The following is a 22,128-nucleotide window of genomic DNA, read 5'->3' on the forward strand; positions in this document are numbered from 1 at the left end:
GCTACACGCGCTCAACCAAGCCAAATTTCTTGAAAAAATCAGATAGGTCGAGTGTCGCTAGATCTTTAAATTCACCGGCGTCATAGAAGCGACCTTTACACGTAGGACAGCTTTCAAACCAGATATGTGGCTGTTTTGGATCGACCAATCGAAGCAGTTGATTGTTTGGGCATACAGGGCAATCGATACGATCAATCGCATTGAAGGCTTTTCCGATTTCTTCGTCACCTGAATCAATCACATCAGCTAACGGCTTCATCGCTTCCACTTCGTAGGCGTCAATCCATAAGCCTTTACACTCAGTGCAGCGTTCAACATCGCCTAGCGGAGTTTGAAGTTGTTCAAAGTCAGAATTGCATTTTGGGCATTGCATTTTGTTTTTCCTTTTTATTTTCTAAAGAGAATTGAGCCTAGTACTCCCAGCTCTCTTTGACGACAAATCAAAATACGACATCTCTCGTGCCATACGTTTTGAATCTTTCTAAGTTGTTTATATTGTTTTCTTAGCAATGACGAGTCCATGATTGCTTGAGCCTAACTAGCAGCGTTCTCGGTGATGAATTCTTTTTAAAGAGCTTCTATCTCCGTTGAATGTCACGCTTTTGAATGAATCCGTTTGTTCATAAACTTATTGCTTATTTGAATGTGTTAAAAGGTATTGAAAAGTTATTTGAATTGAAAGGGTTGGCACGTCGAAGTGAGACGAGTAACCGCACAATCCTATAAATTTGAAAGGTCAGGGAGGTGGCTAGGAGTGAAGATTGGTGTAGTTCAGATGAGGATGGGTTGGACGGTCCGAGAAAATCTAAAAACAATCATTTCTCATGTTGAGAATATGAGGGCGTTAGATGCTCTGGTTTTCCCTGAACTCAGCCTTAGCGGTTTCCATCGCAACATCAAACAGGAATCGGAGCCTCAAACTATTCATCACGCTATTCAGACGTTATGCGAGCTTGCTTTCGATTACAAGACCACGCTTTTTATTGGTGCGCCGTTAACGGAAGGCGAGCGTATATTTAATAGCTACCTATGTATCGATGTTAATGGTGACGTCGTGGCGCAATGGAATAAAGTCGGGCTAACGGAAAGTGAGGCCAAGTTCTTTGCAAGAGGCGAAAGACGTGAACTGCTTAACTTGGCGCAATCATCAATAACGAGTGTCATGTGTCGAGAGGTTGATGACATCGAATGGTTTTTATCTGAGGTACAAGAACAAGCCAGTTTGATCCTTTGGCCTAGTTACATCGGTCAACAATCACAAGATCAGCAAACTCAGGGCTACTACGAGCGAGCATCTTTTATCGCAAAAGAAGCGGGTGCTTTCGTTGTGCAATGCAATTGGCCTCACGCCTTGAATGACCCAAATTTGAGAGGGCTGGGAGGGAGTCATATTTATGATGATTCTGGTCAATGTATATACACAATGCCGGTCGACAAAGAGTCAGTTTGTATCTTGGATTTGAACCAAGGAACGGTAGAGCCTTTGAAAGCTGGATTAAAATCACTGAGTGAGTCGTAATTCTCAGTAATAAGGGTAAAGGAAGACGAAATGAAACTTGCTCAATTGAATATTGCGTTGTCAAAGTATCCGCTGGATGCACCGGAGATAAAGGATTTCGTCGATAATCTCGATTTGGTGAACGGCATAGCGGAGCAGAGTGAAGGCTTTGTTTGGCGACTCAAAGACGAATCCGGTGATGCGACCAGCATTAAGCTATTCGATGACCCTAATATGATCATTAATATGTCGGTGTGGGATAACGTGGATGTGCTGAAGAATTTTATGTTCCGGACCCATCATCGTGATTTCATGCGCCGTAAGAATGAATGGTTCCATCGTTTAGTAGAAGATACTTATGTGCTTTGGTGGATTGAGGATAATCATATTCCAACAGCAGAGGAGGCTTTAGCCCGTCTACAGTACCTTTGTGAAAACGGCGATACGCCATATGCATTTACCTTTAAAGCTAACTTTACGTCTAATGATTTGTAAATCCGTCTACCGGTTAACAAGGATTCTAGTTAAGTAGCTCGAATAATACTTATCTGTTTTCGGGATATTATTGGTTCCGTGTTTAATTGAAATAGGTGAAATTGGAATTTGGATTAATAACTAATATGATCTTGGTTCTTTATTAATTATATGCCCTATACGAAAAGTTATAGTTAATATAACTTGATGTTTTAAATTTAACATTATTATTTTTCTGTCCAATTTGGAAAGGTGATATTTCCTTGTGTGTATTCACTTCTCTATATCATTATATCGATGAAGCTTGAGTAATCATTGTCGCTCAAGTTATTAGCAAGACACTATTTCAATAATAGAGTAAGAGAGGTTAGTTATGAAAAGGCTGATAATCCTAGGTCTCGCAGTTTCCTTTGGTAACGCAGCTGTTGCTGGAGAAGGCACATACACGGGGACGATCGATATGACTATGCCGCAAGGCAATCAAGTGAAGTATGAACGAGTGGTTGACGCTAGTATCAAATTAAAAGGACGAAATGAAGATCGTGCTGGTGGCTTAGTAACTAAGAGCCAAGTGGATGAATCTCAGCCTATCGTGTTGCGAGGCCGTAGCTAAACGTTAAATATCTATTCTTAAAGCGGTGGATGTATTGAATATATCCATCGTCTAATTCCAAATATAAATAATGTTGTTCGTGAATCGTGAATCGTGAATCGTGAATCGTGAGAGTGGATTGCTTTTCCTCATTTTAAAATACTCATTAATTCACTCAACCAAGAACCATTATAGAAATAATATTATGAAGATAAATAAATCTACACTAACGCTTGCGATGGTGGCCGCCACATCATCGGTTGCAGCCCATGCGGCCTCTAAACCAAACATGCTGGTTATTTTTGGGGATGATGTCGGTTACGGCAATATTTCTGCATATAACCAAGGTATGTTGGGTTACGAGACGCCAAACATTGACCGTATTGCTCAAGAGGGCGCTTTATTTACCACTTACTATGCACAACAATCTTGTACCGCAGGACGCAGTACATTTATCACAGGTCAGATGCCAGCTCGTACTGGTTTGACTAAAGTTGGTCTACCTGGTGCCGCGCAAGGCATGCAAATGCAAGACATCACCATGGCAACAGCGCTAAAAGACATGGGCTACGCCACGGGGCAATTCGGTAAAAACCACTTGGGCGACAAAGACGACATGTTGCCAACCAATCATGGTTTTGATGAGTTCATGGGGAACCTGTACCACCTAAATGCAGAGGAAGAACCAGAAAACCCAGACTACCCGAAAGATCCTGAGTTTCGTAAGAACTTTGGCCCGCGTGGTGTGATTCACTCTTATGCGGATGGCAAGATCGAAGATACAGGGCCGCTGACGCGAAAACGTATGGAAACGGTCGATGAAGAGACCCTTGATGCCGCGATGAACTTCATGGAGCGTCAGGTCAAAGCCGATAAGCCATTCTTCTTATGGTACAACGCAACGCGAATGCACATCAGTACTCACGTGAAAGCCGAGCACCGTACAACAGGGCTTGGCGAATACGCAGACGGCATGGTTGAGCACGACAACATGGTTGGGGATTTGCTCGATAAGCTCGATGACTTGAAGATAGCGGATAACACCATTGTGATTTACACCACGGATAATGGCCCAATGAATGCGACGTGGCCAGATGCGGCATTTAGCCCATTCCGTGGTGAGAAGAACACTGGTTGGGAAGGGGGCTTCCGAGTACCCGCAATGATTCGTTGGCCTGGTCATATTCAGCCAAACACCAAGCTGAACGACATGTTCGCGAGTGAAGACTGGTTCCCAACGCTACTATCCATTGCTGGTAATGACACCATCAAGCAAGACTTGCTAAAAGGATATAAGTCTTCTTCGGCAGACCAGACTTACAAAAACCACCTTGATGGCTACAACCAAGTTGATTTCATTACGGGTAAAACAGACAAATCAGCGCGTGATGAGTTCTTCTATTGGTCTGATGATGGTGAGCTGCTTGCTATGCGTGATAAACGATTCAAGATGCACTTCAAGATCCAAGAACACGAAGGCTGGGATGTTTGGACCAAAGAGCTGACTAACTTGCGTTTACCAATGATCTTTGACCTTCAAGTCGATCCACTTGAGAAAGGCGATCAAGGCTTTGGCTATAAGAAATGGCAGTTTGAGCATGTGTTCTTATTGGTTCCTGCCCAACAGAAAGTGGCAGAGATGTTGAAGTCATTTAAAGAGTTCCCTCCACGACAAGAGATCCCAAGCTTCTCAGTCGACAAAGTCATGGAGCAAATGACTAACTTACGTAAGTTGGAAGAAGCGAAAAGCTAGCAATCACCTCTACTAAAGCAAAGCCAGAGCATGACTCTGGTTTTTTTGGTTCCAAACTTAACGTTTTATAAATGTCGCTTGCTCATATGCAACATCATTAGCTTCATCAATGAAATAGCGGATCAGATTTACGTCTTTGAGAACGTGAATCATGTTTAGATTTCGCTGTTTCATTCACCTTGCAGTGGATTCCAGCCATTATCCCACTTTGAACTTGTTCTCCGAATACGCGGTTTATTTACCGATAGTTACCAGTAACATGTTACCGGTAACTTGGTTGTTGTGTTCGATTTCGTTGACTCTCATTTGAAGGTTCGCAGCAAGAAAACAACCTCCCTACAGGTTGATGAATAATAATTGGAGTGAGAAAGATGGCGAAAGATTACGGCATCATTGCCCGTTCAGTACTAGAGAAACTGGGCGGTGCAGAAAACGTAGTGGCACTAACACACTGCATGACGCGATTGCGTTTTGTATTAAGCGATGAAAGTAAGATAGATGCAGAAGCACTGAAGGGCATCAAAGGTGTGATGGGCGTGGTTCACAATGGTGACAAATGTCAGGTCATCATTGGTAATAACGTCTCTTATGCGTACAAAAAAGTGATGGCGTTGTGCAACCTTTCTTCATCAGAATCGAGTGAACCAGAGAAAAAGGTCAAGCTTACTCCAAAAGTGATTGGCGCTAAGATCCTTGATGCGTTGGTCGGCACCATGTCACCACTGATTCCAGCGATCATCGGCGGCTCAATGGTGAAGCTGCTGGCTATGGTTCTTAAGATGACAGGCTTGCTTGATGATGATTCTTCAACACTGATCATCCTCAATGCGATTGGCGACGGTGCGTTCTTTTTCCTACCCGTTATGGTTGCCGCGTCTGCTTCAATTAAATTCAAAACCAACATGTCACTCTCCATCGCGATCGCGGGCGTGTTGATTCACCCGAACTTCATGGAGTTGATGGCGCAAGCGGCTGATGGTAAGCACGTTGACTTCTTCAGCATTCCAATCACTTCGGTGAAATACACTTACACCGTTATTCCGGTGTTGGTGATGACTTGGGCGCTATCTTACATCGAACGTTGGGTTGATAGCATCACACCTGCGGTGACGAAGAACTTCCTAAAACCGATGCTGATCGTATTGATTGCAGCACCGCTAGCCATCGTTTTGATTGGTCCACTAGGTATTTGGATTGGTACTGCGCTTTCTGCATTGGTTTACACCATTCACAGCACACTAGGTTGGTTGTCTGTTGCGATCATGGGCGCACTTTGGCCACTATTGGTTCTGACAGGTATGCACCGCGTATTTACACCGACCATCATTCAAACCATCGCTGAAACAGGCCGTGAAGGCATGGTTATGCCATCGGAAATCGGTGCCAACATCGGCATGGGTGGCGCTTGTCTTGCGGTTGCATGGAAAACTAAAAACCGCGAACTGAAACAAACCGCGAGTGCGGCGGGTGCGTCTGCTATTTTTGCGGGTATCTCAGAGCCTGCGCTTTACGGCGTGCTTGTTCGTCTGAAACGACCACTTATCGCAACCATGATCACTGGCTTTATTGTGGGTGCACTTGCCGGCATGGCGGGACTGGCGAGCCACTCAATGGCCGCGCCGAGCTTGTTCACCAGTGTGCAGTTCTTTGATGTGAACGACCCGATGAGTATCGCGTGGGTATTTGGTCTGATTGCTCTGTCGATTGTGCTTTCTTTCGCTCTAACTTTAATCCTTGGGTTTGAGGATATCCCGAACGATGAAGACGAAGAAGGCGAAGCTACTGCAAACAAAGACGTCGCAAATAAAGAAAAAGCCGAAGAGCAAGAAACGGTGTTAGAGCCTGCAAAGCCAGCTTCCGCATAACCAAGATTTGAATAATTGATAGAGCCGCCTTTGCTGGCAGCTCTATGTTAAGAGGTAAATAAGATGTCTAAATCTGTGTTCCCAGAAAACTTCCTATGGGGTGGGGCTATTGCAGCAAACCAATCTGAGGGCGGTTATCGAGAAGGTGGCAAAGGGCTGACGACCGTGGATATGATCCCTTATGGTGACAACCGAATGCCAATCAAACTCGGCCTTGTCGATTCAGTGGAATTGAGCGAAGAAGAGTTTTACCCAAGCCACCAAGCCATCGACTTTTATCACCGTTATAAAGAAGATATCGCGCTTCTAGCGGAGATGGGATTCAAGACCTTTCGTATGTCGATCGCATGGAGCCGAATCTTCCCGAAAGGCGATGAACTAGAGCCAAACCAAGCAGGCATTGATTTCTACCGCAGCGTATTTGAAGAGTGCCACAAGTATGATATTGAGCCGCTTGTCACGCTGTGCCATTTCGATGTGCCAATGCATCTAGTGAACGAATATGGTTCTTGGCGAAACCGAAAGATGATTGGCTTTTTTGAACGCTACGCAAGAACCTGTTTCGAAGCGTTTGATGGGCTAGTGAAATACTGGCTGACGTTCAATGAAATCAACATCCTTCTGCATAGCCCATTCTCAGGTGCGGGTTTGTTGTTCCAAGAGGGTGAAAACCGCGATCAAGTAAAATACCAAGCTGCGCACCATGAGCTTGTTGCAAGCGCCTTGGTGACTAAGATTGCTCATGAGATCAATCCAGAGAACCAAGTTGGTTGTATGCTGGCGGGGGGTAACTTCTACCCATACAGCTGCAAGCCAGAAGATGTGTTCACAGCGATGGAAAAAGATCGTGAGAACTTATTCTTTATTGATGTTCAATCTCGTGGCTACTACCCATCTTACGCGCAGAAAGTGTTTGATGAAAAAGGCGTGAAGCTGGAGATTCTTGAAGAAGATTACGAGACGCTGAAAAACACGGTCGATTTCATCTCATTTAGTTACTACGCCTCACGTTGTGCATCGGCAGAGATGAATGCCAATAACACCAGTGAAGCCAACGTCGTGAAGTCGATTAGGAATCCACACTTGCCTGCTAGCGATTGGGGTTGGGTGATTGACCCGCTTGGCCTGCGAATCACCATGAACACACTTTATGATCGCTACCAAAAGCCATTGTTCTTAGTAGAAAACGGTCTGGGTGCGAAAGATGTACCTGATGCGAATGGCGAAGTGCAAGACGATTACCGCATTGATTATTTGCGCCAACACGTAGAAGCCATGGCCGATGCGATTACCGATGGTGTTCCGCTGATGGGCTTTACACCATGGGGTTGTATCGATTTGGTTGCGGCATCAACGGGTGAGATGAGCAAGCGCTATGGCTTCATCTATGTTGACAGAGACAACCTAGGCAACGGCACACTAAACCGCACACCGAAGAAGTCTTTCCATTGGTATAAGCGTGTCATTGCGTCTAACGGTACTGAGGTTTAATCAAACAGAAACACGCCCTTATCTTGAATGCCTTTCCAACGAGGGATGGCTAAGTTGTGAGGGCGTTTTTTGACAAATCTCCTCGATAAGGTGAGCAATACCCTTTACCATAACGGCAAATTCATTAGCTCGTAATTACTTATGTCTCTACCTCCTTGCCCAAACTGTAACTCAGAATACGTTTACCCAGACCAAGACCATCTTGTTTGCCCAGAATGTGCTTATGAGTGGAACCCAACTCAGGCGGCAGACGAAGATGCCGTAAACGTGAAAGATGCCAACGGCACGTTGCTGCAAGAAGGTGATAAGGTCACGTTAGCGAAAGACTTAAAAGTAAAAGGCAGTTCGCTGGTACTTAAGATCGGCACCAAAGCGGTGATTCGTCGCATCAAAGACGGCAAAGATCACCAGCTAGATTGCAAAGTTGATGGTGCTGGCGAGATGATGGTGACGGCGCAGTTTGTGAAGAAAGCGTAAGACCTGCATTGGGATATCGCTTTCAGAAACAATAAAAACAGCTCACTAGGAGCTGTTTTTTGTTTTAGAGCGTTTAAGCTAAATCTCGCTGGAATATTTCTGGTGCTAACTCCACCGCTTCGCACATGGCAGGAATATCTAGCAGCGTGATATGACTTTCGCACTCAGTAATAAAACCATCGTTTTTCAGTTTTTTGAACGTTCTAGAAAGCGTCTCTGGCGTCATTCCTAACTGTGTTGCGAGCAGCTTTTTTGTCACGGGTAACGTGATTTTCCCTTCGCTTCTCGATTGAGCGCGATAGAAGTCAGCCAGTTTCATCACCAGTCTTTGGTTCGCGTTTACTTGCGTCAAAATGTTCACGGTATCCATCAGCTGGTGGATGCGATTGGTCATGTAGTTCATGACTTTTAATGAAGTCTGCGGAGACTGAGTAAACACCGTTAACACATCTTGGTAGTGGAACACAGACAACTCCGTATCCTGATCGACACGGGCACTCATCGGATAGGTTCTTGGAGACATAAACATCGCCATTTCCGCAATCATTTCTCCCGCCATAAACACTCTAAACAGCTTTTCGTCTCCGTTAGGCATCAAACGAAACAGCGAGACTTTTCCTCTCTCTACTAAGTACATATTTTCCGCAGGTTCCCCACGTTCAAACAGTTGATGCCCTGCATCGCAATGCAAAGGCGAGCGTTTTGAGAAGAGTTGTGTTTTTTCTTCTTCGTTCAGGAGCGAAACAATAGAGCCGGGCACGCTGTTTTCCTTAGCTTGATAATTATCAAGCAGCAAATTCGGACTTGGGGGATAAGATACAAATAATAATCATTATTGATTGATATGCCAACTTATCCAACCTGAGAAAGGAGAACAGTTATGGACGGTATTAGCCACGTATTTCGATGGGTTGCCTTGTGCGGTCTGGTCGTTCTTTTTGTTCCCGTCGCCATCTTTGCTTAGGAGTCATTATGTCTAAACGATTAGCGATGCCCAATGAAGGGCGAGAAGTGACAAAAACACCGGGACACTGGGTACTCGCTCAACTGGGTAAGAAAGTGCTGCGTCCTGGTGGCAAAGAGCTGACACAAAAAATGTTGCAAGGGTTGGCGATTACTCGTGGTGACCGCGTTGTCGAATTTGCGCCCGGTATGGGTTACACGGCACGTTTGTGCTTGGAAAAATCCCCTGCAAGCTACACCGCTATCGAACAAAATGAGCAGGCAGCGGAGATTGTTCGCTCTTACTTACAGGGTGCAAACCAACGTTGTCATGTCGGGAATGCACAAGAGACAGGGTTAGAGCCAGAATGCGCTTCTGTGGTTTATGGCGAAGCCATGCTGACGATGCAATCCGATGCGCGTAAAAACGAAATTATTGCTGAGGCTGCTCGAATCCTCGCAACTCATGGTCGTTACGGTATCCATGAGCTGTGCATTACGCCAGATACTATCGATGAAGATAAAAAGCGCGCAATTCAAAGAGAAGTTTCCGAGACCATTCAACACCCCGCCAAACCCATCACACCCGCAGAGTGGAAAGCTTTGATGGAAGAGAATGGTTTTTTCGTTGAATTTGAAGCAGTTGCTCCAATGCATTTACTCGAACCAAAACGCGTTATCGCCGATGAAGGCTTGAGTGGGTTCTTAAAAATCGTGAAAAACGTACTGACTAAACCGCAAGCGAGAAAGCGTGTGTTAGGCATGCGTAAGATTTTCCGTAAGCACGAAAAGAACCTATCTGCGATAACGCTTGTCGCAAGAAAGAAGGAAAGCTAAATCATGTTTGAATACACTTTATATGAAGATCTCGCCAGCGAAGTGGATATCCCCAAAGCAGGTATCACGAGTTGCCCTGTGTACAAAAGTGAGCGTTTGCGAGGTGTTATCTTCGGGTTCGCCGAGGGTGAAGAAATGAGCGAACATACTGCAGCAGTACCAGTAATTGCACAAATACTCGAAGGAGAATGTACGTTCACGTTAGAAGAAGAGGCGAAGGAACTAAAAGCTGGCGCTTGGTTGCTAATGGACGCGCATTTGCCTCACAGCATTATCGCGAAAACGCCATTGAAGCTGATGCTGTACCTGTTGCGCGAACCTAAGTAACACACAGTATTGAAATACAAACCAATGTAAATTTAGCCCCAACCAAGTGTTGGGGCTTTTGCGTTTATTGCTGTCGGTACTTATCTGACGAAGTTCTGCAATCCTGCCACGCTGGCAAAGTTATAGAGAATAAAGCCCGATGCCACCATGGTGACTGCCAAAACGAGGTTCAGCGTATCGCTCAAGTTGGCATTAGGTTTGGCGTTGTGGTTTTTCATTTGGCGTTGAATCGTTAAAGCGTTGAACACCAATATCGAGTTGGTCATTGCCGTTCCTAAAGCCATCACAAATGTCGCGACCATGCCCCACATTAAGCTGCCTAGCATGTTAGAGAGAAACAGAACTAACACTGCACCAGTACAAGGGCGAAAGCCAATAAGCAGTAGTGCTTTCCATGAAATATTGCCGCTAGACTCTGCGGAATCATCGTCTTCTTGAGAGGGTGTTTGCTTGATGCGGCGTTTAACCACCGACGCAAACTCTTTCAGCGCCAGCAGAATAATAAAAACCGCACAACCTTGCGTTAGCAGACGAACATTATCGGAAAGGCTGAAAGCAAACTGCTCTGCAATCTTTGCGGTAATCACGAAAAGAATGCACGCACTCGCTGCTTGTAGGGCGGCAATAATCGCGACCAAAACAAGTGCTTGTCGGCGACGATAACCATGAATCAGGCTCATTGACGTCACTGCGGTTTTACCGTGCCCAGGGGCAACCGAATGCAGCAAACCATACAAAAAGCTAAACCCTAACAAGTACCAACCGTACAACAGTTGCCCTTGGCTGATGAGCATCAGGTATTCACTGAGTGAGTTTACCGTATCACGTTGAAGCCGAATCAACTGCATCCAGTGAGCAGGGAAGTGATTCCAAATATGCAGAGTAGTGGCTAACAGCACCACGCTAAACACAGCGAACAGGGCACGTCTGAAGACTGGCGAGTTTCCCATTAGTTCTCCTCCGGATCACAGGTGAAGAGGGCTTTTTGGGTAAACAACTGACCGAGTTCGTTATCTGGATCTGCATCAACAGAGAGTGACATCGCATAAGTCACTTGCTCAGGTGTTGGGTTTGGTTTAACCACGTCGATATGGCAGCGATCAGCGTAAGGCTTATTGATGGTGATGGCATGCTTGTGCTCCCAACTCATATCTACGAAGTAGCTTGGATCAAAGATAAGCAAACGTAGATCAGGCGTGTAGATACTGGTGGGTTTAGCGAGTTCAAGATTGAACTTCAATGTTGCTTTTGCGCCATTCATCTCGATAGACCCTTCTTCCACCATCTTGTAGCGAATCGGTTCGTCGTCGGCATAAAAGTAGGTGAAGTAATGGCTTGATAACAGGTTGTAAATCACCTGACTCGAGAGGGTCGAAAGTACTTCATCTCGATTTTCGTCGGTGAGTTTCTCTCCCGCGAGCATGTAAGCCGTGGTCATGGCGTCAAACTCCCAGTTCATTGAGAGCGATTGAATCTTATCTTCTTTGATATTGATTTTGGTTTCCATCGTCACCCAAGAATGAGGGTGAGCGTGGACAAAACAAGAAAACAGCAGCGAGAAAGCAGTAAGAGTTAGGCGTAATCTAGAAAGAGAAAACGATCCAAAAATGGACATCCGATTACCTATGATTAAAATGATGCGAAAATTTTCGATTGTTATAACATAACATTGGTGGCATTTGAACATTGTTCATTACTGTTAGTGTGGTTATTTATCGACGATTTATCCGTTTACCTGTTGAGATGCATAGGGTGGCAATAAAGCCGATGGGTTAACTATTTATTGATTTTCGTTCTCATTCTTTTTCCCATTTTGTGGTTAACTTGAGCCCATTAAACAAATAGAATGCAGTTCGGTGGCAAGATGACTTAAACCGACTCTTCACGCGTTCTGCACTTTTCTAACCAACTTTTTCAAATCATGAATCTGACTCATAAAGACTATTTTAAAATCGCATTTCCTTTCATCGTTTCTACTGTTACCCAGCCATTATTGGGGGCGGTGGATACCGCGGTGATCGGTAAACTCGGTGTGGCTGAGATGATTGGTGGTGTGGCGATCGGCACCGTTATCATGAATACCTTGTATTGGCTGTTTGGCTTTTTCCGCGTCAGTACTACTGGGCAAAGTGCAATCGCATTAGGTAAAAATAGCCCAGAAGATCAAGCGAGCAGCTTATTCCGTCCTTTCGTGCTTTCGCTCTGCCTTGGCTTGATTTTCATTGCGTTGCAGTCTGTGATTTGGATGGGGGCAGAGCTGATTATCTCCCCTGATGCAGTCGTGGCCGAAAACGCTAAGATTTACTTCGATATCATGATCTTTGGTGCGCCGTTTGTACTGCTGAACTACACCGTGATTGGTTGGTTAATGGGGCAGGCGAAAGCCAAAGAAACCTTGTTCACGCAAGTGTTTGGTAACGTGCTGAACATCGTGCTAGATATCGTCTTTGTGTTGTACTTCGATATGGGTATTGCTGGCGTTGCGGTAGCGACACTTATCGCGCAAATCTCGACGTTTGTTATTGGTGCGGTGCTCGTGTTGAAAACCTGTCGCTTCCCGCTGTTTGATTACATTCAAACAGCGAGCATGACGCGTAAAGATCTCAAAGTTATCGCATCTTCCAATATGGATCTGCTGCTTCGTACTGTGTGTCTATTGGTGTTCTTCAACATGATGGCGCGTGTGGGCTCTCAGCTTGGCTCTGATGTGCTCGCGGCGAACGCAATCTTGATGCAAGTAACCTTCATCGTCAGCTACATGTTCGATGGTGTGGCGAATGCGTCTAGCGTCTTTGCAGGTAAAGCTGTAGGGCAGAAGAATCCGACATTGCTTGATAACGTGATTAAGTTAAACACGCAATGGACCGCGGCGTTCGTTGTTGTATTGACCTTGCTGTTGGTGCTGTTCAAACACCAAGTGGTGTCGTTATTTACCACTTTGCCAAACCTTGTTGAGCTGTATCTAGACATGAGCCCTTGGTTATTGGCATTCCCGTTGGTTGCTGGTTTTGGGCTTACGTTTTACGGCATCTTTACCGGCACAGGGACGACGCGACCAGTACGTAACTCTACCTTCCTAACCATGGTGTTGTTCTTAGTGACTCAATTTATTGCGGTGCAATATTGGGGCAACCACGGTTTGTGGCTGGCATTCACCTTGTTCTACGTTGGGCGCTTTGTCTTCTTGTTCCCGTACCTCGATCAAGTAAAACAAAAGTGTCAGTAATTCACGCTTTTACAATCGGTTTTATTTCGATTTTTTATCGCAAGGGCGGAGTTATCTGCCCTTGCTGATAAAAGCGTGAAAAAGGTGATGAAATAACCCCTCTGAGTTGTTTTCTTGCTCAGACCTGCGTGATACTATCGTTATGTTATATTGTTACATTTAGTTTGATGTCGTGATTTCTCAACCAATACTCTCCGTTAATAATCTCAGCCTTACAGACTCAGAACGCACACTCTTCAAAGACATTTCTTTTGAGCTGTTTCAAGGTGAAGTTCTTGCCATTATGGGACCTTCCGGCATTGGTAAATCCATGTTGTCGAAAGCCGTCGCAGGTTTTTTGCCGTCCGATATTTGGGTAGACGGAAGTATCCAGCTTAACAGCAGTGAGGTCGCACAAACTGCCATGCTGCAACGGAGTCAATCGCAGCGTCCTGCGGTCATTTTCCAAGATGCACTTAAAGCGCTGAATCCATTGGCCTCTGTCGAGCAACAACTGTGTTTGGCATTGACGGGCAACAAAACACGCTTGTCTTCAGCAAACCGAGAAACAGTGACGACCTTGCTGTCTCAACTCGGATTTACGGATCCAAAAGCAGCATTGGCGCAGCATCCAAGCCAGCTATCTGGTGGTCAGCGCCAGCGTATTTGTATTGCGATTGCGTTGCTTGGTAGTGCCAACTTGATCATTGCTGATGAGCCCACCAGTGCGCTCGATCCAATCACCGAAGCGGAGATCCTTGAGTTGTTTCGCAGTAGTGTTCAGCAACGCAACATCAGTGGTTTGTTGATCACGCACGATCTATCTGCGGCTTTGGCGTGTGACAAAGTCTTGGTGATTGCGGACAACACCATGGTGGCTTATGGCGCACCATGGCAAGCCATTCAGCAAAGTTCGCATCCTTTCTGCCAACAACTTGCGCAACTGCTGCCTTAACCTCATCTCTGGAGCCTATTTTGACTAAGCACAACTTGAGCGGGCACACGCAGCCTAAATCGGCGGAAGTTCGCTTTGAGCAAGCCAGTGTTCACTATTACTCCAAACCAAGTTGGTTAGGGGGCAAACCGTTTAAAGCGCTCGAACAATTGGATCTTGCCATCGACACAAAGAACATTGCGATTGTTGGTCCTTCTGGTGCGGGTAAATCGACCTTGATTGAACTTCTGTTTGGTCTTCGTAACCCCACATCTGGTGAAGTGTATGTGTGTGGTTATCCGCTATCGCGCAGCTCGGCTAAGCAGCGACAAGAGTTGTGTCAGCACATTCAACTGATTCCGCAGGAGCCGCAATCGAGCTTGAATCCGTATTACACCGTTCGCCAGATCTTACTGGAGCCGCTAAGCAACATTGGTTTGACGCAAGAGCTCAACGAGAAGGTGGAAAAGGTGTTGGCGGATGTCGGTTTGGATCTCACATTGTTGGATCGTAACCCGCAGCAATTATCAGTTGGGCAAGCCCAACGCGTGGCTATCGCTAGAGCTTTGATTGTCGAACCTTGTGTGTTGGTTGCCGATGAGCCAACCAGCAGCTTAGACCCCGTCAGTCGTAAACAGATTCTCGAATTGTTGGCAGGCATTCAAAAGAGTCGTCAGATGCGCCTGATTTTGGTGACACATGACCTCGATGCGGCACAAACCCTATGCGATGAAATCCTAGTGTTAGACAAAGGACGCGTTGTCGAGCACGGCACAGCACAGAACGTGACAAATAACCCATCGCACTTGATCACGAGAGCCTTGATGAGCGCTCAACACAAAAGTAATGAATTCACAAAAACCATTGGAGAGGTTTCTTATGCACCTTAGTACTCCCAAGTTAGCTTTGTCGCTGGCTTTAAGCGCACTGCTGACGGGTTGTTTTGACTCTGGCGAAAGCAAGCCAGAAGCGGAAAAAGCAGCTGCACCGCAAGCAACGGAAATTCGCGTTGCCATGATGCAACCACCACGCACAGGTTTGTCGCCACTTTCAGATGACGCGTTCAAACTGTCACGTTGGAGCACGGCAGAAACGCTGGTGAACCTTAACGATCAGTCGGTAGCAGAGCCTATGCTGGCAACGGAATGGGAACAAGTTGACCCGATGACGTGGCAATTTACGGTACGTAAGGGCGTGAAATTCCACGATGGTTCTGACCTTGATGCCAATGCGGTTGTGAACTCTCTACAAAAAGCATTAGATGCCGCACCTAAGCCACGTATTTTGGATGGTATCGAATGGCAAGTTCGCGCACTGGACGACTTCACTGTTGAAATCAAAACGACCTTTAACGATCCATTGTTGCCAAGCCGTCTATCTAGCCCACAGCTAGCGATCCTTTCGGGTGCTGCATATCAAGAAAACGGTCGTGTTGTGCCAATCAATGCGGGTACGGGTCCATTCGTTCTGACAGAAATCAACGGGACAACCAGCGCAAAACTGAAGCGTTTTGACGGTTACTGGGGTGAAAAAGCAAAAGTAGACAGTATCTTTGCTGAATACGTACCAAACGGTTTTGCTCGTGCTGCTGCACTACGTACCGGTGAGGCGGATGTAGTTGAAGCGGTTCCTGTATCGCAAATCGCGATGATGGAATCTTCACAGCTGCACGAAGTCGCAATGCCACGTACCAACACGCTTTACCTAAACAACAAATCAGATGTGTTTAGCCAGTTCGGTTTGCGTAAAGCAGCAGCTCAAGCGGTTAACCGTGAGCAAATCATCAAAACGGTTTACGAGAACCACGCCGATTCAGCGAAAGGTTTGTTAGGTCCTGCATTGGCATGGGCTCAACCAATTCGTGACGCGAACCCTCGTATGGAAACCATGGAAATGCGCCACGCGAATGGTGAGAAGATCACCATTGGTACGTTTACCGACCGTGCTGAGTTGCCAGAAGTAGCGGTGCTGCTAAAGCAACAACTTGAAGCGGCTGGCTTTGTGGTTGAGCTAGACGTTCGTGAATACGCACAAATCGAAAACGATGCACTAGCAGGTAAGTTCGATGCGTTCTTGTTGTCACGTGCAACGGTGCTGGATTCTGGTGACCCAGTGGCGTACATGCAAAGTGACTTTAGCTGTAAAGGTTCTTACAACCTAGGTCAGTTCTGCTCTGAAGAAGTGGACTCAGCATTGAAACACGCTGATCGTCAGCCGTTGGGTGAGAAACGCCAACAAGCGATCATCGAAGCAGAAAGCAAAATCCTTGAGCAATACGCTGTGATTCCACTGCTTCACGAGCGCGTAATCCAAGGTGAGAGTGACCGCGTGAAGAACGCACAACGTGACCCACGTGAGCGTCGCCTGATCGACCAGTTTACTGAGGTGAACTAACTCGATGTCGTCTGTTGCCAACATGCGCTCTCGTTGGAGCGCTTGTATGCCTGAATGGTTTACGCGTTTTTTGTCGCGCTTCCTATCACTCGGGGTAGTGGTTGTGCTGGTGGGTTTGATGCCGGATATTGCGGGTATCGACCCAAGCCAATCAATTCTCCGTGCCCGTGCGGGTGCTCAACAATTGCTGACGGCAGAAGCTCTGCAAGCAATTCGAGAAGATCTTCAACTTGACCGCAGCGCTGCTGAGCGACTGTGGGATTGGTTGACGCTTGCCATGCAAGGTGACTTAGGTGTCTCTTGGGTGAGTGGCGCATCCGTGATGGAGAGCGTTCAACAAACTGCAAAAACGTCACTATTACTGATGCTTACAGCGCTAGGCATGGCATTTGTAATGTGCATGGCGAGCGTGCTTTACACCGTGCGTCGCTGGCAACAGAATCGTTTAGACAAGCATCATGACACGCTCAGTTCGGTGTTGGTCTCACTGCCTGAGTACGTGATTGCTTCGCTGCTGATCATGGTGTTTTCCATTTGGTTGGGCTGGTTCCCGCCTTATGGCTGGCAAGGCGTGCAAAACCTCTGGCTACCAAGTCTGGCAATGGCATTGCCTGCTGCTGGCTTGTTCGGGCGCTTGCTCAATGACAGCCTCAAGCGTGTATTAGATGAGCCTTGGGTGATCACTTGGCTATCGGCGAACGTCAGTAAGTTTCAAATCGTACGCTTTGCCTTGTGGCGTGCCGTTAGTAACTTGATCCCTCAAATCGCAATGACGGTGATTGGTTTGACCGGCGGCGCGGTTGCTGTGGAACAGGTGTTTTCCATTCCGGGTATCGGACGACTAATCTTAGGCGCAGCGAAGTCACAAGATCTGCCGATGCTGCAAGGTGGCTTGTTGGTGTTGCTGGTGTTCTCGATGTTGATCAGCAGTGCGAGCATCTTATTGCAGCGCTGGTTACTCGGGCACAGTGTCACAAGTGGCAAGCTGATCAGCAGTCACAGTACGTTCCGTTTTACCCAAAGCACCACCAAACGCATCGTCAGTGCCACAATCTTTGCCTTGCTGATTGGTTGTGCAGGATGGGCGTTAATGCGCGATCCTTACACCATCCAATTTACCCGCCTTGAATCGCCAAGCTTAGCAGCTCCATTTGGTGCTGATGCGGTCGGGCGAGATCTGCTTGCTCGCGTTGGCGGCGGTATGATGTCGACAATCAAAATGGGCATCATCGCAACGTTCCTAAGTTTGGTTATTGGTTTGCTGCTCGGCTTCGTGACTCGTTATAGCCAAGGCTTAATTGAGATCACCAAAGGTGTGCCATACATTGTGGCGGGTCTGTTGATTGCTGGTCTAACGGGGATGAATCCAAACAGTGCCTTGATTGCTATTGTTATGGTGTCATGGGCACCATTAGCAGCGCACTGTGCAAGTTTGTTGATGGAAGCCAAAGCGCAGCCTTATACGCATCTTGCGCCTATTTGGGGAACCAGTCAGTGGCGAGTACTCCGTTACTATTTGTTGCCTTACGTGCTGCCGCCATTAATTCGTCACGCGTTTTTACGTTTGCCATACATTACGCTCAGCCTGACGTCTCTGAGTTTTATCGGACTTGGCGTTAAACCGCCAGAACCTGAGTGGGGTTTATTGATTGCGGAAAACTTACCTTACATAGAGCGCTCGCCATTGGGTGTCTTGCTGCCAATCTCCGGCTTAGTTTTGATGGCAATTGCAATCAACTTGTTGTTCGACGATTAAACCGGACTCGTGAACTTTCCAACAGCCTCAATAGCGATATTGAGGCTGTTTTCTTTCTGTTTCATTATTCGCTATTGTACGTCCCAAAAGCCACGCACACATTTGCGCTCTGGTGTGCCATTCTTAAGCTGACTTTCTCGGTTTTATCTTGATAGGAAAGGGCATGAAGGAATACGCACCGCAGTACAGCAAAAAAGAAAAGATCATCAGAGTCGCTATCGCTGGCGTATTTTGTGTTCTAGTTGGTGTGATGTTTAAGCTTGAGGGAGAGCCTCTGCTGCAAGCAGTCGCCGAAGCGCCGGAATGTTATGAAGTGTTCGGTATGCAGAGCTTAGAACTTTTGGTTCACACATTGTTCTTTTGGATACCACTGTCCGTGTTTTTACTTACTTCGGTATTGATGTTGCCACTCGGTGTACGTGGCTTAATCGAAGGTCAGTTCCCACCAAAAGGCGTCAAGGTATTCAGACCCACAGCGATTCAACGCGGCAAACTTGGCACGCTTAAATCCCTTATTCATCTCTTGTTCCCCTTATTGTGCTTTGGCTTTGTTGTATGGGGTAACGTTCAAATCGAACCCATGATGGAAATGTTCCAATCTAACCAAGGTATATCGAACTGTACCGATTGAAGTTATGTGACCTTGCTTCCTAGAAAAATCGTCCAATAAATCAGTTATTTGTTGAATCTAAAATATTAGTCGTAAAGACAAAAATTATTAGAGGACGTTGAACCGTATAAACAATTTTATACGCCTTTTGTTTGATAAACTCGGTGGTGATTTGAACAATAAAACAAAGGTATCTATTCATGTTCAACAACCTGTCTATCAAGCAGAAGATCGTTCTTCCATTGTCTTTGATGATTGCATTACTGGTTATTAGCTCAGTACTGAATGTCGTAACAATGTGGAAGCAAACTGAACTGACCAAAACACTGAATGAACAAGTAACCCCGAGCTTGTTTACTATTGAAGATGCATATCGCGACCTGTATCAAGCGACTTCTGCAATTCAGGGTTTAGCGCTAGCGAAGACTCAAGCGGAGATCGATCACCACCTATTTGAGTACAAAGACAACGCATACAAAGTATTACCTCGAATGAAAAAAGTCATGTCTCTTTCTAATGAGGGTGTAATGCCTCGCAGCCATGGTAGCGAAGTACAAAAGTTGGTCACGACGGGTGAGCAATGGCTACAAAGTTATGACGATATGATTAACAAACCACAAGCACAGTGGTTGAATTATTACGAATCTAACAAAGTTTTATTTGAAGATCAGTTTGGTGCGGTACGCGAGCAGCTTAATGTCGTAAAAGATGGCATCGAAGCAAAACAAAGCGAGTTGAAATCTGACATTTCAGCGGCAGCGCTTCGAGCTGAGATTATTCTAGAATCAGGTATCGCGATCGTGATTATCGCTGCACTTGGTATGGTCATATTGCTACTTAAAACGGTAGTTAAACCAATCAATGATATTAAAGAGGCGATGGTGCAAATTGCTTCGGGCGAAGGCGATCTAAGTCAACGCATTAGCATCAATTCTCAAGATGAAATTGGTCAGCTTGCTGGTGGCTTCAACCAGTTCGTGACTAAGATCCAAGCGACGGTGTCACAAGTGGTGAAAAGCGCTAATACGTTGCGCCAAGAGATGAACAACCTAAACTCACTGACTTCGACCATCGCAGATTCAACTGTTGGCCAACAGCGTGATAGTGAAGCCGTTGCTGCAGCAGTACACGAGATGCAAGTAACCAGTCGTAATGTTAGCGACAGTGCGACGGAAGCTGCATTGGCAAGCCAAACTGCCAATGAAGAGCTCGCAAATACAAATATCATTCTTGAACAAACTGTGGGTGCTATTCGCGACCTAGCGGGTGAGATTGAAAGCGCAAGCCAAGTCATCAACACCTTGGATAGCGATGTGAGCAATATTGCTTCGGTATTGGATGTTATCCGTGGTATTGCAGAGCAGACTAACTTGTTGGCATTAAACGCGGCGATTGAAGCAGCGCGTGCTGGTGAGCAAGGTCGTGGTTTTGCTGTCGTGGCAGATGAAGTTCGCTCCTTAGCGAGCCGAACGCAAAAGAGCACGGGCGAGATCCAAGCCATGATTGAGAAGCTGCAAGCAGGTGCTGCTCAGGCGGTGGAAGTGATGCAGGGCAGTAAAACCAGCAGCGAAGACACCATTCAATCGGCAGGTTTAGCGACAGAGTCGTTGGCTGAAATCCTAAACGCGATCGCACGTATGAACGAGATGAACACGCACATTGCGACAGCTGCGGGCCAACAAAGCTCAGTGAGTGATGAAGTAAACAGCAACGTTCAAGGTATCGCAGACAGCAGTACGTCGATTGTGGATGTAGTAAGCCAAGCGCAACAGTCATTGTCTATGTTGTCTGAACAGACACAACAGCTAGACAAGCAAGTCAGCCAGTTCCGCGTATAAGACAGCGTTATACCCATTACGCTCTACCTGAAATAAAAAAGGCACCTTTGATTATCAAAGGTGCCTTTTTATAAGTTTCTTTAGAAGCGGTAAGCATCAGTATAAGCAGCGGAGCGTCATATTCTTTAGAGTTCTCTCTGCTCTGCCGAAAAAGAGCAAACTGCATTGTTCATCTAGATAGTAAATACGATTGTGGCGCATGGTTACCGGCTTTTCACAGCTCAATACAATGTATTCGTTTCCCTTAGATTTTGAATATTCATATTGATAGTCAAGCGCTTGATACTCTGTCACAGCACCACCGATCGGTGAGTAGTGATTACGGGTCTCAATGTGACCTTTATAGAGCTTGGTATAGGTCGTCCACCTGTATTGCATCGCTTCTACTTTGCCAAACAATTGAACTTTTGACTGGTGTGCCGTGAACAAGAGAATGCCGTTGAACACAACCAATGCTATCAATACTTTGAATTTATGGGCATTGAAGTAAAAGCTGATCTTTGTGATAAATGCATTCATGGTTGTTAATTGTCACTACCGTTTTTCCGTCATCGGAACGTTTTATTTCTGGGTAAGCTTTGGCTTTTAGCACTTGTTCAAAGTCGTGCTTGTAATACAGTGCTTTCGTCGTTTCATAAAGATTAAACAGCGTCACTAACAGCATGACTATAAAAAGCGCATGCCATAGTTTTGCGTTTTGCTTGCTGGCTGACTTGAGAGCACACTCTTCTGGTTTGGTTATTGGCTTTAAAACTGGCTCTTCTGGAGCAAATTTAAAATTGAGGGAATAGCCAACTCCAGGGGTATTAACCAGAATGGTCTTTTCGTTATCTTCCAACGTTCGTCGAGTGCGATTAATCAGTTGAGGCAAACTCTCTTGTGAGATGTGTTCATAGCCCCAAACCTGTTGAATAATCTCTTTATTGCTGATCGTGTTTGGATACGCATCAACAAGGCAGTTCAATAACGCTTTTTGTTTATTGGTCAGCTTAACCGTTTCTTGTTCTTCTGCTGTGCCATTCAAAGGGGATAGCTGTAAATAGTGAGTCGTCCTGTCCCATGTGAATTTCCCTAATACTATTCTATTGTTGTTTTTCATAACCAACTTATATCGTATATTAGGTTGTTTAGGGGG

The 22,128-nt window shown here is 45.9% G+C and carries 22 protein-coding genes; 16 read left to right on the plus strand and 6 right to left on the minus strand.

The window, feature by feature from the left end:
* Position 1: 1 nt before the first annotated feature.
* The gene (locus OQJ86_RS05685) at positions 2-373 is read right to left on the minus strand and encodes a zf-TFIIB domain-containing protein (protein ID WP_005528920.1); all 372 of its coding nucleotides are present in this window, start codon (positions 371-373) and stop codon (positions 2-4) included.
* A 381-nt stretch (positions 374-754) separates the two neighbouring features.
* Here OQJ86_RS05685 and OQJ86_RS05690 point away from each other — a divergent pair, with 381 nt between their 5' ends.
* The 7 genes from OQJ86_RS05690 to OQJ86_RS05720 all read left to right on the plus strand — a co-directional run bounded on the left by OQJ86_RS05690 (position 755) and on the right by OQJ86_RS05720 (position 8,150).
* Positions 755-1,519: a carbon-nitrogen hydrolase family protein gene (locus OQJ86_RS05690; protein WP_265987092.1), complete on the plus strand. Its 765-nt coding sequence runs from the start codon at positions 755-757 to the stop codon at positions 1,517-1,519.
* 30 nt (positions 1,520-1,549) lie between these two features.
* The gene (locus OQJ86_RS05695; RefSeq protein WP_265987094.1) at positions 1,550-1,993 is read left to right on the plus strand and encodes a DUF3291 domain-containing protein; all 444 of its coding nucleotides are present in this window, start codon (positions 1,550-1,552) and stop codon (positions 1,991-1,993) included.
* Between the two features lie 352 nt (positions 1,994-2,345).
* The gene (locus tag OQJ86_RS05700; protein WP_038875735.1) at positions 2,346-2,585 is read left to right on the plus strand and encodes a hypothetical protein; all 240 of its coding nucleotides are present in this window, start codon (positions 2,346-2,348) and stop codon (positions 2,583-2,585) included.
* Positions 2,586-2,769: 184 nt separating this feature from the next.
* A complete protein-coding gene (locus tag OQJ86_RS05705) occupies positions 2,770-4,317 on the plus strand; it encodes an arylsulfatase (RefSeq protein WP_009707066.1) in 1,548 nt (515 codons plus the stop codon).
* Positions 4,318-4,688: 371 nt separating this feature from the next.
* Positions 4,689-6,182, plus strand: a complete 1,494-nt coding sequence (gene ascF, locus OQJ86_RS05710; protein ID WP_265987099.1) for a PTS cellobiose/arbutin/salicin transporter subunit IIBC — start codon at positions 4,689-4,691, stop codon at positions 6,180-6,182.
* 63 nt (positions 6,183-6,245) lie between these two features.
* Positions 6,246-7,673 carry a 6-phospho-beta-glucosidase gene (locus OQJ86_RS05715; RefSeq protein ID WP_265987101.1) on the plus strand — a complete coding sequence of 476 codons (1,428 nt, stop codon included), beginning with the start codon at positions 6,246-6,248 and terminating at the stop codon, positions 7,671-7,673.
* Between the two features lie 141 nt (positions 7,674-7,814).
* Positions 7,815-8,150 carry a zinc ribbon domain-containing protein YjdM gene (locus OQJ86_RS05720; RefSeq protein ID WP_005426222.1) on the plus strand — a complete coding sequence of 112 codons (336 nt, stop codon included), beginning with the start codon at positions 7,815-7,817 and terminating at the stop codon, positions 8,148-8,150.
* A 73-nt stretch (positions 8,151-8,223) separates the two neighbouring features.
* Here the strand turns inward: OQJ86_RS05720 and OQJ86_RS05725 are convergent, their stop codons facing one another.
* Positions 8,224-8,910, minus strand: coding sequence for a Crp/Fnr family transcriptional regulator (locus OQJ86_RS05725; protein WP_038896347.1), 687 nt, complete (start codon positions 8,908-8,910; stop codon positions 8,224-8,226).
* A gap of 212 nt (positions 8,911-9,122) precedes the next feature.
* Here OQJ86_RS05725 and OQJ86_RS05730 point away from each other — a divergent pair, with 212 nt between their 5' ends.
* The gene (locus OQJ86_RS05730) at positions 9,123-9,929 is read left to right on the plus strand and encodes a class I SAM-dependent methyltransferase (RefSeq protein ID WP_038866920.1); all 807 of its coding nucleotides are present in this window, start codon (positions 9,123-9,125) and stop codon (positions 9,927-9,929) included.
* Positions 9,930-9,932: 3 nt separating this feature from the next.
* A complete protein-coding gene (locus OQJ86_RS05735; protein ID WP_038866922.1) occupies positions 9,933-10,256 on the plus strand; it encodes a cupin domain-containing protein in 324 nt (107 codons plus the stop codon).
* Positions 10,257-10,336: 80 nt separating this feature from the next.
* Here OQJ86_RS05735 and OQJ86_RS05740 read toward each other — a convergent pair whose 3' ends face one another.
* A complete protein-coding gene (locus OQJ86_RS05740; RefSeq protein WP_265987110.1) occupies positions 10,337-11,206 on the minus strand; it encodes a nickel/cobalt transporter in 870 nt (289 codons plus the stop codon).
* The gene (locus tag OQJ86_RS05745) at positions 11,206-11,871 is read right to left on the minus strand and encodes a DUF1007 family protein (protein WP_095759907.1); all 666 of its coding nucleotides are present in this window, start codon (positions 11,869-11,871) and stop codon (positions 11,206-11,208) included. Before OQJ86_RS05745 ends, OQJ86_RS05740 begins: the two co-directional genes overlap by 1 nt.
* Before the next feature lie 306 nt (positions 11,872-12,177).
* Here OQJ86_RS05745 and OQJ86_RS05750 point away from each other — a divergent pair, with 306 nt between their 5' ends.
* The 7 genes from OQJ86_RS05750 to OQJ86_RS05780 all read left to right on the plus strand — a co-directional run bounded on the left by OQJ86_RS05750 (position 12,178) and on the right by OQJ86_RS05780 (position 20,993).
* Entirely contained in the window at positions 12,178-13,482 is a 1,305-nt protein-coding gene (locus OQJ86_RS05750; RefSeq protein WP_265987115.1) for an MATE family efflux transporter, read from the plus strand.
* A 172-nt stretch (positions 13,483-13,654) separates the two neighbouring features.
* The gene (locus OQJ86_RS05755) at positions 13,655-14,416 is read left to right on the plus strand and encodes an ATP-binding cassette domain-containing protein (protein WP_084413280.1); all 762 of its coding nucleotides are present in this window, start codon (positions 13,655-13,657) and stop codon (positions 14,414-14,416) included.
* Between the two features lie 20 nt (positions 14,417-14,436).
* Positions 14,437-15,285 carry an ABC transporter ATP-binding protein gene (locus tag OQJ86_RS05760; protein ID WP_265987117.1) on the plus strand — a complete coding sequence of 283 codons (849 nt, stop codon included), beginning with the start codon at positions 14,437-14,439 and terminating at the stop codon, positions 15,283-15,285.
* Positions 15,275-16,789: an ABC transporter substrate-binding protein gene (locus OQJ86_RS05765; protein ID WP_265987118.1), complete on the plus strand. Its 1,515-nt coding sequence runs from the start codon at positions 15,275-15,277 to the stop codon at positions 16,787-16,789. The genes OQJ86_RS05760 and OQJ86_RS05765 overlap by 11 nt, the downstream gene beginning before the upstream one ends.
* Before the next feature lie 4 nt (positions 16,790-16,793).
* On the plus strand, positions 16,794-18,545 hold the full coding sequence (locus tag OQJ86_RS05770; protein WP_416236443.1) for an ABC transporter permease subunit: 1,752 nt from the start codon (positions 16,794-16,796) through the stop codon (positions 18,543-18,545).
* A 163-nt stretch (positions 18,546-18,708) separates the two neighbouring features.
* Positions 18,709-19,176: a hypothetical protein gene (locus OQJ86_RS05775; RefSeq protein ID WP_265987120.1), complete on the plus strand. Its 468-nt coding sequence runs from the start codon at positions 18,709-18,711 to the stop codon at positions 19,174-19,176.
* 179 nt (positions 19,177-19,355) lie between these two features.
* Complete coding sequence (locus OQJ86_RS05780) at positions 19,356-20,993, plus strand: methyl-accepting chemotaxis protein (protein ID WP_265987121.1); 1,638 nt, start codon at positions 19,356-19,358, stop codon at positions 20,991-20,993.
* Between the two features lie 96 nt (positions 20,994-21,089).
* Here the strand turns inward: OQJ86_RS05780 and OQJ86_RS05785 are convergent, their stop codons facing one another.
* Together OQJ86_RS05785 and OQJ86_RS05790 are read right to left on the minus strand one after the other, a co-directional pair.
* Complete coding sequence (locus OQJ86_RS05785; RefSeq protein WP_265987122.1) at positions 21,090-21,512, minus strand: hypothetical protein; 423 nt, start codon at positions 21,510-21,512, stop codon at positions 21,090-21,092.
* Positions 21,466-22,092, minus strand: coding sequence for a winged helix-turn-helix domain-containing protein (locus OQJ86_RS05790; protein ID WP_265987123.1), 627 nt, complete (start codon positions 22,090-22,092; stop codon positions 21,466-21,468). The genes OQJ86_RS05785 and OQJ86_RS05790 overlap by 47 nt, the downstream gene beginning before the upstream one ends.
* Positions 22,093-22,128: the final 36 nt, after the last annotated feature.

It is taken from the genome of Vibrio sp. Sgm 5, assembly GCF_026241575.1.
Taxonomy (GTDB): domain Bacteria; phylum Pseudomonadota; class Gammaproteobacteria; order Enterobacterales; family Vibrionaceae; genus Vibrio; species Vibrio jasicida.